The 12650-nt window shown below is 40.1% G+C and carries 13 protein-coding genes; 2 read left to right on the top strand and 11 right to left on the bottom strand.

Features of this window, described 5'->3' with window-relative positions:
* Window positions 1–4 precede the first annotated feature (4 nt).
* From AUF14_RS19770 to AUF14_RS19750, 5 genes are all read right to left on the bottom strand, one after another.
* Window positions 5–832: a PTS system mannose/fructose/sorbose family transporter subunit IID gene (locus AUF14_RS19770; protein ID WP_016178454.1), complete on the bottom strand. Its 828-nt coding sequence runs from the start codon at window positions 830–832 to the stop codon at window positions 5–7.
* Window positions 816–1607 (bottom strand): PTS mannose/fructose/sorbose/N-acetylgalactosamine transporter subunit IIC, encoded by a 792-nt coding sequence (locus AUF14_RS19765; protein ID WP_016178455.1) that lies wholly within the window; start codon window positions 1605–1607, stop codon window positions 816–818. Before AUF14_RS19765 ends, AUF14_RS19770 begins: the two co-directional genes overlap by 17 nt.
* Before the next feature lie 20 nt (window positions 1608–1627).
* Complete coding sequence (locus AUF14_RS19760; protein ID WP_102866546.1) at window positions 1628–2098, bottom strand: PTS sugar transporter subunit IIB; 471 nt, start codon at window positions 2096–2098, stop codon at window positions 1628–1630.
* A gap of 19 nt (window positions 2099–2117) precedes the next feature.
* A complete protein-coding gene (locus AUF14_RS19755; RefSeq protein WP_102866545.1) occupies window positions 2118–2537 on the bottom strand; it encodes a PTS sugar transporter subunit IIA in 420 nt (139 codons plus the stop codon).
* Window positions 2538–2617: 80 nt separating this feature from the next.
* Window positions 2618–5389: a sigma 54-interacting transcriptional regulator gene (locus AUF14_RS19750; RefSeq protein ID WP_102866544.1), complete on the bottom strand. Its 2772-nt coding sequence runs from the start codon at window positions 5387–5389 to the stop codon at window positions 2618–2620.
* Between the two features lie 427 nt (window positions 5390–5816).
* On the opposite strand from AUF14_RS19750, the gene AUF14_RS19745 reads away from it, so the two are divergent.
* Together AUF14_RS19745 and AUF14_RS19740 are read left to right on the top strand one after the other, a co-directional pair.
* Window positions 5817–6671 (top strand): RNA polymerase sigma factor, encoded by an 855-nt coding sequence (locus AUF14_RS19745; protein WP_102866543.1) that lies wholly within the window; start codon window positions 5817–5819, stop codon window positions 6669–6671.
* Entirely contained in the window at window positions 6661–7353 is a 693-nt protein-coding gene (locus tag AUF14_RS19740) for a DUF2461 domain-containing protein (RefSeq protein WP_102866542.1), read from the top strand. Before AUF14_RS19745 ends, AUF14_RS19740 begins: the two co-directional genes overlap by 11 nt.
* A gap of 61 nt (window positions 7354–7414) precedes the next feature.
* Here the strand turns inward: AUF14_RS19740 and AUF14_RS19735 are convergent, their stop codons facing one another.
* The 6 genes from AUF14_RS19735 to AUF14_RS19710 all read right to left on the bottom strand — a co-directional run bounded on the left by AUF14_RS19735 (window position 7415) and on the right by AUF14_RS19710 (window position 12636).
* Entirely contained in the window at window positions 7415–8629 is a 1215-nt protein-coding gene (locus AUF14_RS19735) for an MFS transporter (RefSeq protein WP_102866541.1), read from the bottom strand.
* Between the two features lie 3 nt (window positions 8630–8632).
* The gene (locus tag AUF14_RS19730; RefSeq protein WP_102866540.1) at window positions 8633–9808 is read right to left on the bottom strand and encodes a M20 metallopeptidase family protein; all 1176 of its coding nucleotides are present in this window, start codon (window positions 9806–9808) and stop codon (window positions 8633–8635) included.
* A gap of 148 nt (window positions 9809–9956) precedes the next feature.
* On the bottom strand, window positions 9957–10325 hold the full coding sequence (dhaM, locus tag AUF14_RS19725; protein WP_016178468.1) for a dihydroxyacetone kinase phosphoryl donor subunit DhaM: 369 nt from the start codon (window positions 10323–10325) through the stop codon (window positions 9957–9959).
* Window positions 10318–10896, bottom strand: coding sequence for a dihydroxyacetone kinase subunit DhaL (dhaL, locus tag AUF14_RS19720; RefSeq protein WP_016178469.1), 579 nt, complete (start codon window positions 10894–10896; stop codon window positions 10318–10320). Before dhaL ends, dhaM begins: the two co-directional genes overlap by 8 nt.
* A gap of 188 nt (window positions 10897–11084) precedes the next feature.
* On the bottom strand, window positions 11085–12068 hold the full coding sequence (dhaK, locus tag AUF14_RS19715; RefSeq protein WP_070504953.1) for a dihydroxyacetone kinase subunit DhaK: 984 nt from the start codon (window positions 12066–12068) through the stop codon (window positions 11085–11087).
* Between the two features lie 40 nt (window positions 12069–12108).
* A complete protein-coding gene (locus AUF14_RS19710; RefSeq protein WP_083291847.1) occupies window positions 12109–12636 on the bottom strand; it encodes a GNAT family N-acetyltransferase in 528 nt (175 codons plus the stop codon).
* Between the last annotated feature and the right edge of the window lie 14 nt (window positions 12637–12650).

Here is a 12650-nt window from a genome sequence, read left to right as displayed (position 1 = left end):
ATTCTTAAAAGATCCCGATTAACGAACCAAGGATGCCGAAAACAGCTAAGCCTAATAAAATCGTCAAGGCTTTGACTTCCTTTTTCAATAAATAGAAGACTGCGCCAAAAGCTCCCAGTGATAAGATTCGCGGCACGATATCGTCAAAAATACTTTGAACTGTTACCGCATTTTCACCTGTCCCGATTTTCAGCGGGATATTGATATCGATCATTGAAGCAGTCATTCCGCCAACAACCATCAACCCGATGATTGAAGCACCTAAGGTCAAGCTGCCCATCATGCCGTTTTCCTGAATCTTCTTCAAGAAGCCGGTTCCCAATTTATAGCCCCATGATGTCGCAAAATAGCGGAACAATAAATGTGGAATATTGAAAATCAGAATGAATAATATTGGCCCTAAGATATTGCCCTGCAATGCCAAAGAAGTACCCACGCCTGTAGCAATCAAACGCAGCGTTCCCCAGAAGAAGGAATCGCCAATCCCTGCTAATGGTCCCATTAATGACGTTTTGATATTGTCAATTGTGGATACATCAAAATTCGGATCGTTAGCATTTTCCTCTTCCATCGCCGCGTTGATCCCTAGAATCAAGGTCACGATATGCGGAGTCGTATTAAAGAACTCCAAATGACGCTTCAACGCTGTTGCCATCGCTTCTTTAGATTTATACAATTTCTTCAAAATCGGAATCATTGCATAACAGTAAGCCAGATTCATTTGTCGCTCGTAGTTCCACGAGAATTCCATTTGGAACGAACGCCAGAACACCTTACTCAAATCTTTTTTCGTAATTTTCAACTCATTGTTCTCATTAGAAGTCTTCATCATCATCCACTACCTCCCCTGTAGAAGTTTGGACACTGTTATTTTGTCCGCCGCGCACATTCATAATATTGATTACCACTACCGCTACAATCGCACCAAAAATTGCGATTCCTGTCACTGGAATTTCAAGATAAGCAGCCAAAGCAAAGCCTAAGAAGAAATAAGGCGCTACCTGTTTATTGATCAACAGTCGAGCAAGCATCGCAAACCCAAGTGCTGGGATCAAGCCTGTTGCGACAGATAATCCGTGCTGGATAAATTCAGGGATCATATCCAATAAATTTCCAACGGTTTTACTCCCTACCATAAACGAAATCATGACAACTAGTCCTAACATCAAAGATAGACCAAAGCCAGCGATTAAATGCATTCGCTCTACCCCTTTATAATTCCCATCAGCAGCATATTTATCCGCGTTTTGGTTCATGATCGGAATCAAAATGCCTAGATAAATATTTTTCAGAATTAAAGTTAATGTGGCAATCGGCAAACCTAGCAGCAACGCCGTTTCTGTTCCAGCACCAGCGGTAATCGCAAAGGCAGTTCCCAAAATGCCTCCTGTCACTACATCTGGTGGAATCGCCGCGCCAACAGAGAAGGAGCCAATAAATGCCAACTCTAGGGTTGCTCCCATAATAATTCCGGCCTTTACATCTCCTAGTACAATCCCGGTAAAAAGACCAGTAACAATCGGACGAGATAATAGCGATGTTCCTAATGCGTACTCAGATTGAGCAATAAATGCGACTAAACCAAGTAAAATTGCTTGAATAAGCATGTTTCTTCAACCTTTCTTTTTTAAAGAACTTCAGTAACAGCAACTTTTTTATCGGCTGGTACTTGTCGAATCTCCACTTCGAGTCCGTTACCAACCATTTCCTTCAACATTTCTTCTTCCTCTGGCAAAACATTAACCGCTTTTCCGATACTCCGTGTACCTTCCTTGGCTTTGATCCCGCCTAAATTAATCTTTTGAATCTCTGGATACGCTTCCGCCAATTTTTTTGCATTCGCAATCGATTCCACCACGATAAATAATTTGTACTTATCTGTTACACCGCTTTGCAGCGCGACGATAGAGTCCTCGATGTTTTTGATAACGAGTTTAACTCCTTGTGGTTTTGCCAGCTTGATCGTCGTCTTACGCAAATCGTTCGTCGGTACATCATCGTTGGCGATTAAAATACAATCTGCTCCCAACCCTTGTGTCCAAGAAAATGCGACTTGACCATGAAGCAAACGATGGTCCACTCTTGTTAATAAAATCATTTTTATCCCTCCATTTTTATTAAAATTCTTCTTCTTCCATTTGATTCGTAATCGCTTGATTGCAAAATTGAATTGTCTGCTTAGAAGTTTCTAAAGTCGCTTCAATCAACTTCGGCAATGAATCAGCTTGCTGAAGCTGCATCGTCAATTCAACTAAAAAAGGCAAATTCATCCCCGCTACTAAATAGAAATTCGGACGATCAATCTGTGTCAAAAATTCATTGTTCACACTTCCGCCAAATAAATCAGTCACTACAACTAATTCACAATCGTGATATCTATTCATGATGTTCTTTACTTCTTTTTCTAGATCAAAATCCTCTGTCAAATAGCAATTCAGCGTTTCGATGGCTATTTGCCTTCCGCAAATTAATTCCAGCGAAGATGTAATCCCTGAAGCTAATTTTCCGTGGGATGCAAGAACGAGCTTTCTTTCCAATCATATTCACCTCTCAATCTTCTCTACACCTAAATAAAAGCAAGCGGTGTGCCAACTTTAGTGGCGCACCGCTTGCTTTATCAAAATTCATCCTCATTCATTGAGGTATCCGTGTTTTTGTAAACGACATCAAAGATATAAGCCAGTTCGGAATCTGGTATCGTGACACTATAAACTCGTTCAATGACACTAAACGCCTGTTTGATCCTTTCCAGCCGTTCTTTTTGACACTGATATAAATCGGCATAACCTTCATAGGTTTCAATCGGAACATTTCGGATCAAACGCTCAATTAAGCAGCTGACATGCACGTACAACGCCAACTTCTTCGCATTAGAAAGCTGAATTCTTCCCGAAAGCTCCAAATCCCGCATAAATAAATCAATCTCACTCATGACTTTATCGGTATCTAGAATGGTGACAGAGTCAATTACCTTTTCCAATGAAAAGTTACGAATTACATTCGTGTTGAAAATGTGGTTTTCCTCTTCAGTCATCACAGGTGCCAACCATTCAGTTAAAATCTGCTGCTCATCACCAGAGATTAATTCTTCTAAAGAAAGATAGGGAACTTCAACAATTTTAGGATCATCCGTGCCAATAATCCCTAACACGTCATAAATCGAAAAGACCGTTTCATCCAATTTCTTTTCCTCTAAAACGCGATATTCGTAAGGCAAAATCTTTAGCTCGCAGGTACTTGGAAGGCTTTTTTCAAGTAAATGGCAAATTTGATTGGCCGTTCCGATCCCAGTTTGACAGGTGGTTAATAGTGCTTTGGTGCGATTTTCCTCAGGATAAATGATCTCCCAATCAAAAGCCACCTCAGCTGCCGAATTTTCTGTCAACTCATTCAATGTTCGCTGGTGCATAATACTTTCTCCAACCGCAATAGCTAATGGTGTCGTGACATTATTCATAATCACAATCGGCACATTGATCTGTTTTGGAAAAAACTGATAAATTTCCTTCAAACTGCCCATATCCACTAAAATGACCAAACCATTGGAAATATCGTTGTTCTCACTATAGTCAAGAATTTCTTCTGCGATCTGCTGAGGGGTCACATCCAGCGGCATATCAAAAGACTCAAAAATATCTTTTCCCAAAAAGCGATTCGCTACATTGGCAATACTGCTGGCAGTCGCGTACCCATGGGCGACGATCACCGCTTTGGTCATTCCCTGCTCTTTCGTCCAATCAGCTTTCTTCAAATACAAGGTCAAGACAATCCGATCCATCGCTGAGATTTCGATATCGATCTTAGGTTTGCACAATTCTAAGATTCTCTGCACATAATAATAGCTTGCAGGATACGCCTCCGATACCTGAACTTCAAGCTGACGGATCAGCTCCATGATTTCATTATCTTCTGATATCCAGCGACTCGAACCTCTTTGGAATAAATAATACCCCACCGCATACACACTATTGCCGTTAAATTTAATTTGATAAGCACTTTCCATCTGGCGGAAAGTTTCCCGCACATACTGAGTCAAATACAGTAGCATTTCATGCTTTTGCTGCCGATCCGTTTCAAACAGCAAATAATCAAACAATTGATCAACAATTTCCTTTAGCTTTAAATGACAATCGCTTAGATCTCCCTGAGCTTTTTGATACTCTAAAATTATTTTGGCAAAGCTATCTTCCACTCTTCTTTGACTTTGACTATTGGAAAACATTAAATTATCAAACGTAGAATCATCATGAATCAATACTTCTTCAGGTAATGAGGTTTGCAGATTCTGGTTGTTCAAAGAAAGCAGCGATTCTGGAAGATGATAGATTGTCAGTCTGATCTGCTGATTCTGGATCGCTTCTGAAAAAGCTTTAGCCACCATCACTTTAACAATATTCTGTAATTCGCCGATATTCCCTTTAAAGCTGCCACTAGCCAACAGCTCTAATGTTTGTCCGCTGATAACCAGCTCCCGCTTGATTTTCGTTTGTTCGCTGATTAGGAAAGAATAAATCAGCTCTAGGCGTTCATTTCGCGCTCGCTGCTGCAATGAGGGAATCGTTACCTGAATCGGAATCCGACGAATAAAAGTTGTCAAAAAATTGCTTGTCAAATCTTCCGTTGTCGCAAAAAACAATCTAGTTTGAACATTAATCGGGTGATTCGTATCCCCCATTCGATAAATCAAGCCTTGATCTAAATAAGTAAATAATTTCTCTTGTCCCTCTGCATTTAAACGGTGGACCTCATCTAAAAACAAAATACCGCCATCAGCTGCTTCAAACGCCCCTTTACGATCAGTGTCAGCGCCTGTATAAGCACCCTTGATACTGCCGAAAAGATTACTCGTCAGCAACTCAGGATTATTCGCATATTGGGCACAGTTCAGCGTAATGAAAGGCGCATCTTCAGCAATCAACTCATTTTGAATACAATAATGATAAATCAATTTAACTAAATAGCTCTTCCCCGTACCACTTTCTCCATTAATTAATACAGGCAAACCGCCATCCGGATAATTAAGCGCTGCCTTGATTTGTTCAATCACCCGATTCAAGCTTTTGTCGTGCCCAATCAAAAGTGAAAAGAAATCCTGTTCTTTTCCAAACATTGGTTGCTCGGATAAGATCGCTTGAACGCTTTCATAATAATTCGTACTCAATGCAAAAAATTGCTTTTCAAATGCGCCTTTGTGAAAATAATAAACTGGACGCGAATTTATTTTTACCAACTCGCCATTTTCTGTTAGTTGATTTAAATACTGGCTTACCGTATTCCGTTTCACTTTAAAAATCTCCGCCAATTTCGAAGCAGTAAATAGATCGCTCAATTCATTCAAATCGAGAAAAGCCGTTTGGTTCTTTAAATAATTTAACAGTTCTTCTTTCAATACACTCCCCTCCCTTCTCCTATAATAGAAAAAGCGGCACCAAAGTCAATATTTGTTTTTTGCCTTTGTCAATAAAAAATAGTTCAAAAACAGGTCTCCATACCCCAAAAATGGTTATTCATTATCTAATAGGCAATATTCATGCCAATCAATGTTGTAAATCAGCAGTCAACGTTGCTCTATGAAAATAGATTGTTATTTCCAACACTCTAATAAAATTTATGAACTGTTGAAAAAAGTGTTGAGTTTTTTCTTTCGATCATTACTTAAATTAAAAATATTCTCACTTGACGCTTCGAACTTTTATTTTTTCAAAATTCTTCTATAGTGCGAACATAAAAATTCTGTCACAATAATAAAAAAAGGACTAAAACGTGTCACATCGATTGTTTTTATTTGTCTAATGAATAAAGGAGGCAAAAAAATAATGAACATCGAACGAGAAACAGCGCTAATTCAGTCCGCCTTGAGCGGGGATAGCAATTCGTTAACGGAGCTTTTAAGCGAAGTAAAAGATAGTGTCTTCAATCTATCCTTACGAATGCTGGGAAATATCTTTGATGCGGAGGATGCCACGCAGGAGATACTATTAAAAATCGTTAAGAACCTCGGTTCCTTCAAACAGCAAAGTCGTTTCAGTACGTGGGTGTATCGTATCGCTGTCAATCATTTAATTACAGTTCAGAGGAAACGATCTTTTCAGGAGCAGCTAACCTTTGAGCTAATGCAAAAAGATTTGGATCAGTCGCTGCCTACCAAGGAATCTGCTTTTTCTGATTTAGAGGAGGATGAATTAGCTGAGGAATTAAAGCTTTCCTGTACAAATATAATGCTCCAATGTCTTAAGCCAGAAGATCGTTGTATTTTTATTCTGGGCACAATGTTCAAAATGAATAGTCAGCTGGCTAGTGGACTTCTGCAAATCACACCAGAAACATACCGCAAGAAACTTTCGCGAGCTCGAAAAAGAATGGGAAAATTTTTAGAGAACTATTGTGAACATGCGGGAGGTAAATGTGACTGTAAAAGACGTGTCCCCTTTGCCATCAAACAACATCGGCTAAACCCGAACAGACTGGATTATTCATCATTAAAGAAATTTGATTTAGCCGAAATTCAGCAGCAAAAAGAAAATATGGAGTTTATGGACAACCAAACACTTCTCTTTGAAGCTTTATCTCATTACCAATCATCGTTTGATCCACCAAAATTTTTAAGCGAGCTGCTAGAATCCAAGCAGCTTTCAGAATTAATCAAGGAGGATGCCACCTATGACCTATGAAAAAATTTTCAACTATTTGTCAGCATTAGAGAAAAACAATCAGCAAGAATGGTTTCAGCAAACCAAAGATCAACGCAAAACAGCTGTGACAGAGTTCTATCAATTAGTGGATGAACTCTCTCTTGCGCTTCATGAAAAAGACTCTGAAATCCAATTCATTCCAGCAAAAAAATTAAGTTTCAAGCTCAATCGAGATACACGCTTCAGCCATGATAAAACACCCTACAATCCAGTGTTTCGTGCTCATATTGGACCAAAGGGAAAATTACCGATCCCAGTAGGCTATTACATTTTTCTAAAACCCAACAATCAATCCTTCTTAGGCGGCGGTCTTTTCGCCGATATGTTTTCCGAAGCAACTGAAATGATTCGACAAGCAATCATCGAACACGAAGCAGAATTTCTAACGGTCATTCAGAACCCTGTGTTTACTGAACACTTTACTGTACTAGGCAAGCAATTAAAACGAATGCCGCGAGGCTACGAAAATTATATCGATTCACCGATCACCGATTATCTAAAATATAAGAGCATGTACTTGGAATACCCTTTAACGGATCAAGAAATACTTGATTCCGATGATTTTGTTTCAGAAACTGTAGAAACATTCTTATTGATGAAGGAGTTCAACCAGTTTTTGAATAACGCGTTAATAGATTTTGCTTTCCCTAAGCGAAGATAAAAAAACAGCAAATCATCAAAATACGATGATTTGCTGTTTTTTATCTTCTATAGTGTGCTCTCTATTTTTGTCCTTCTAGCTCTTCTACTGGCTGTTTACTCTCCTTTGTTTGAATAACCAGTGAAACTCCTCCTGCTAAAACAAAGACTAGCGCAATAAAAGTAAAGGCTCCGCCATATGACCCGCTGGTATTCACTAACCAACCGATAATCATTGGCGCAAAAAAGCCGCCAGAAACACCAATTGCATTGATGATTGAATACTTAGTCGAAACTTCTCGTTCAGCAAACAGCTTCACTGGTAAACTCATCAAAGTCGCAAAACCAATACTCGCAGCAGCTACTGCCACCGACAACAAAAGCATACTTACCACTAATGAGGAGCTACTTGATAATAAAAAGGCGACCACTCCGCCCAATGCCGAGACAACGAAAATTACTTGTTTTTCACGATTCTTAAAATAACGAACGATCATCGAACCTGCGAACATTGCACTGAGCATCATGACCAACCCAATCAACGCGCTCATCATCGCCATTTTATTCATCGTCAAACTGAATTCATCTACCAAATAGGAAGCAATCCAGCCTGTCATCCCATAAACCGCAGCATTAATGAAGAACGCAGCCAAAACCATGATCCAAACATTCCGATCCTTGATCATTTCAAAAAAAGAAATATTGGATTGACCAGCAGAAACGATAGGCTGTCCGCTGTTTTTCGGAATTCCTCGAAGCATCAGAAATCCAATCAAAAGCACAATCGTGCCATAAACAAAATAGGTCGTTTTCCAACCAATCATAGTTAGCAATGGTGCAACTAGCAACGGTCCTACAATTCCAGCAAAACCGGATGAGGCAATCATTGAGGATTGTATCGAACCTCGTTTTGCAGGTTCAACTTCCTTTGTAACAAACGCGCTGACCGCAGAAGGATAGCCGGCATGAGCAAATGAGCCCGCCGCAAAACGAATCAGGATCAAATAGATGAACGAAAAGCCGAAGCCCAAACAAATCATCAATACACCCATTAGTAAAATCGCAAAAGTCATGATTTTACGACTGCCTAGACGATTGCCTAAAAAGCCGAAGGGAATTTGAAACAGGGTATATCCTAAGAAAAAAGCACTTAAAATCAAGCCTTTTTGTCCTGCATCAATTCCTAAATCCTGTGCGATTGGAATGACTGATAAGCTGATGATGTTCTTGTCCAAATACACACAGGTATATCCGAGAAATATCAGGATCAATGATCGATTAATCTTGTTTTTCCCCATAAACTAGACACTTTCTAAATAGGCTAATGCGGCTTCAACATAGACATTTGCACCAAATTCCAAAATGGATTCATCCAAAACAATCTTCGGGTTGTGCAGCATTAATTCAGTATCGGCAGCCGTAATAAACATCGTCGTTGTTGGAATTCGATGACTAATTTCACCAAAATCTTCACTTCCCATCATTGGAACTGCCAATGGCGCTTCTTGAAGAACATCCGAAGGAAAAACTTTCTCTAGTCCCTCTTTGACCACTCTTGTCACTGTTTGATCAATTTCATTACTACAACAGCCATTAGTAAAATCAATGGTCACCTTCGCACCAAAGGCTTGACCGATAGATGTGGAAATTTCGATCATTCGTTTCTTAATTTGTTGGCGAACCTCTTCTTTCAAGCTGCGCATCGTGCCTTTCATATATGCGGAACTTGGAATTACATTCGATGAACCAGGTGTTCCACCGACAAACTCGCCGATTGTCAAAACAAAGCGCTCAGCTGAACTGATTTCACGTGCAGACAGGGTCTGTAATGCCTCATAAATTTTAGTCGCGACATTAATCGGATCGATTGAAACTTCTGGCATCGAACCATGACTGCCAACACCCTCAATCTTGATTTCGAACCAATCGGCGCTAGCCATAAACGTACCAGCAGGTGCGACAAATACATTTTTTAATGGTAAATTCTTGAAAGGAAAGACGTGGATCATCGCTCCTGCATCGACCTTAGGATTCTCCAGTATCCCCGCATCTAAGCAATCCTTTGCCCCCTGCAAGATCTCTTCGCCTGGTTGGAATAGAAGCTTCACTACTCCCGTCAGTTCTTTTTCATGTTCTTTCAAAAGCTTCGCTGCCCCTAATAGCATGGTCGTATGCATGTCATGGCCACAGGCGTGCATTGCGCCATTTTCAGAACGAAATTTCAAGTCGGTATCCTCTACAAGCGGAAGCGCATCCATATCGCCACGCAATAAAAAGACTCTCCCGCCTTGACCAATCGTGCAGGTAACCCCCATCTTACCGCAACTTTGAGGCTCGTAGCCATATTCTACCAATTTCTGCCAAACAAAATCTTTTGTGGCTGGCAGTTCCATTCCCACTTCTGGATTTCGATGAAGGTGTCTGCGAATATCTACTAATTCTGTTTGCAACGTTGTTTTCTTAATCATTTCTATCATGATTCCCCCTTTAAAAAAATGATAGCACAACAAAGAGGGAAGTAATTTTTTTCTTTTTTATATTCAATAAAAAAATTGTTTTTTCAGTTTCAGTGATGTTTAAAATAAAAAGAGGCGTCAACTTTTGATTGACTCCTCAATAATTCATTTATTTCACTTTTAATGTAGCTAATTGTTGTTCGATGTCCTCTTCGCCGACATCTGCCGCTAATAATGCGCAAGCAGTATAGGCACTTTCAACCATGGCTGTATCAAACAATGTCACCTTTTTATCTGTCATTTCAATAGCCATTTCTAGATTCATTTTGGCACTGCCTAAATCATAAAAAGCCAGCAATTCATCGGCTGTGTTTTCTTCGATTGCTTGTGAGATTCGCTCCATTGATGTACCTATACCGCCGTCTTCCAATCCGCCAGCAGTTGTGATGGGGACATCTTTGGCAACTTCGCCGATCAAACGTTTCAAACCTTCAGGGATTTCTTTCGTATGAGAAACTAATACCACACCTCTACTCACTGAAAACACCTGCCTCAATCATTGACTCAAAGAAATAAGCGGATGACATTGCCCCTGGATCAATATGACCAATCGAACGTTCCCCGACATATGAGGCACGCCCTTTAGTTGCCTTGATATTTTTCGTTTGTTCAACGAGGATTTCCAGCGTAGCCGTGTTTAATGTACCGTTATTTAAATTATCTACAGCCGGTCCCCACAGATCTAACATTGTTTTTTCGCCGACAGTGGAATTCCCGCGTTTCATAATTCCAGCAATCGCTGCCCTCAGTAAAATTTCTGGTTCATTTGACTCTTTGCTGGCCTTCATCATTTCCATCATAGCTGTGCCATAGAGAGGGCCTGAAGCTCCACCGACTTTGCTGATCATCGCCATCGCGGCCGCTTTAAAGATATCTGGCAAATCGCCAGACAAGTCTGCAGCCATCACCGCATCCATGCCTCGAGCCATATTGTTTCCATGGTCACCATCACCGATTGGTGTATCCAGCTCACTCAAATAGTCTTTCTTGATTTGAATTTTTTCATTGAATAATTCTAGTGTTTTTCGCAAATTTTCTGGTGTAAACATAATGGGCCTCCTTGTTCGTACAAACCTACTAATTTTCCTTTAGAAAAATTAGCAGTATTTCTATGCCAACTACCTTTTGATAAGTTTTCTCATCCTTTTAGCAGAACTGGCAGATTTGAATACTCTTTTGTTCAGCTTATGATCATTATAAATCAACCAGCTCAATTATTTAAATATAACCTCTTAAATTACCACGCAATTGTATGAACGGGTTCGTTCAATAAGCGTAACCGTTCGTCATCTAATTTGATCAGGGTGATCGATGCGCCAGCCATTTCAAGGGAAGTCATATAATTTCCTACTTTACTGAAGGTAAGTTCGATGCCTTCCTCAGCAAGGATCGCTTTTGCATCGTTAAACAAAATAAACAGCTCCATCAATGGAGTAGCGCCCATTCCGTTGACGAATAAGCCATATTTATCGCCGGATTTCCAATTGAATTCTCCCTTGATCTTTCCGATGATTTCTTCAGCAATTTCTTTTGATCCTTTGATTTTTTCACGGCGATAACCTGGTTCGCCATGAATTCCCACACCGAATTCCATTTCATCTTCAGCCAATACAAACCCAGGCTTGCCGACTTCTGGAACCGTTGCACCCGATAAGGCGATCCCAACAGTTTTAATATCTTTGACTAACTCTTTTCCGTAACTGGCCAATTCAGCAACAGATTTTCCTTCACGGGCCATACCACCGATAATTTTATGCACTAAGACTGTTCCTGCGACACCACGACGTCCTTGTGTATAGGTACTATCTTCCACAGCAATATCATCATCTACTAAAACAGAATCAACTTCGATACCATCCATTTCAGCCAAATCTTTTGCCATATCAAAATTCATCACATCGCCTGAATAGTTTTTGACGATCATTAGTGTACCTTTACCTTTATCGGTTGCCTTAATTGCTTCATGAATTTGATCTGGCGTCGGTGAAGTGAAGACCTGCCCACAAACCGCCGCACTTAACATACCATCTCCGACAAAACCTGCATGTGAAGGCTCATGACCGCTTCCTCCACCGCTGACTAGCGCCACTTGATCGTAATCGTCACTTCTTGCCACAACGAGTGTTTCGGGAACTTGCTTTACATAATCAGGATAAGCACCCACTAATCCGCTTACCATTTCTTCCACGACATTCTTTGGATCATTGATAATTTTTTTCACTTGCTCTTCCTCCTTGTAAATAACTTTATCCTTTATAATCTTATGACCGATCTTCTTTAAGTAGCCCATAAATAAGTGTATCCTGCCAAAGTGGCGTGCCGTCTTGCTGCTTACTGAAATAAATATTTTTTCTCAGATGTCCCTCTTTAATGAATCCCAACTTCTCTAATAATCTCCAGGACGCCTGATTTTCAGGATGACACTCTGCAAAAATCCGATGTGCTCCTTGTGCGAAAACTTGATCAATCATTGTGTAAGCTGCTTCATACGCATAACCTTGATGTTGATAATCATAATGAAAAACAAAGCCTAATTCCCAGCTGTCATCCACTACCTCCTCAAGATAAATGTTTCCAATCACTTTATCTTCAAGACAAACCGCCCAAAATTCGTCCGATTCGCTATGGCTTTTTGCTATCTCCTTACTCTGCTGCTGATTAATCGGCCCGTAAGGCTCATATTTCACTACGCGTTCATCCGAGAGATAGTCCCACAAATCTGGCCAATCACTAGGCATAAATTTCCTAATTACTAATCGTTTGGTTTTTATATTTTTCGTCTTTTCCATACTATACTTGTCCT

Source organism: Enterococcus avium, assembly GCF_002891025.1.
Taxonomy (GTDB): domain Bacteria; phylum Bacillota; class Bacilli; order Lactobacillales; family Enterococcaceae; genus Enterococcus_A; species Enterococcus_A avium.
This window is presented reverse-complemented; position numbering and strand designations above follow the sequence as displayed.

Excerpts from the sequence above, each read along its gene's own strand:
- dhaL (WP_016178469.1), bottom strand. The coding sequence starts at position 10,896 with ATGTTTACACCAGAAAATTTGCGAAAAACACTAGAATTATTCAATGAA.
- AUF14_RS19735 (WP_102866541.1), bottom strand. The coding sequence starts at position 8,629 with ATGGGGAAAAACAAGATTAATCGATCATTGATCCTGATATTTCTCGGA.
- AUF14_RS19745 (WP_102866543.1), top strand. The coding sequence starts at position 5,817 with ATGAACATCGAACGAGAAACAGCGCTAATTCAGTCCGCCTTGAGCGGG.
- AUF14_RS19730 (WP_102866540.1), bottom strand. The coding sequence starts at position 9,808 with ATGATAGAAATGATTAAGAAAACAACGTTGCAAACAGAATTAGTAGAT.
- AUF14_RS19760 (WP_102866546.1), bottom strand. The coding sequence starts at position 2,098 with ATGATTTTATTAACAAGAGTGGACCATCGTTTGCTTCATGGTCAAGTC.
- AUF14_RS19765 (WP_016178455.1), bottom strand. The coding sequence starts at position 1,607 with ATGCTTATTCAAGCAATTTTACTTGGTTTAGTCGCATTTATTGCTCAA.
- AUF14_RS19710 (WP_083291847.1), bottom strand. The coding sequence starts at position 12,636 with ATGGAAAAGACGAAAAATATAAAAACCAAACGATTAGTAATTAGGAAA.
- AUF14_RS19770 (WP_016178454.1), bottom strand. The coding sequence starts at position 832 with ATGATGAAGACTTCTAATGAGAACAATGAGTTGAAAATTACGAAAAAA.
- AUF14_RS19740 (WP_102866542.1), top strand. The coding sequence starts at position 6,661 with ATGACCTATGAAAAAATTTTCAACTATTTGTCAGCATTAGAGAAAAAC.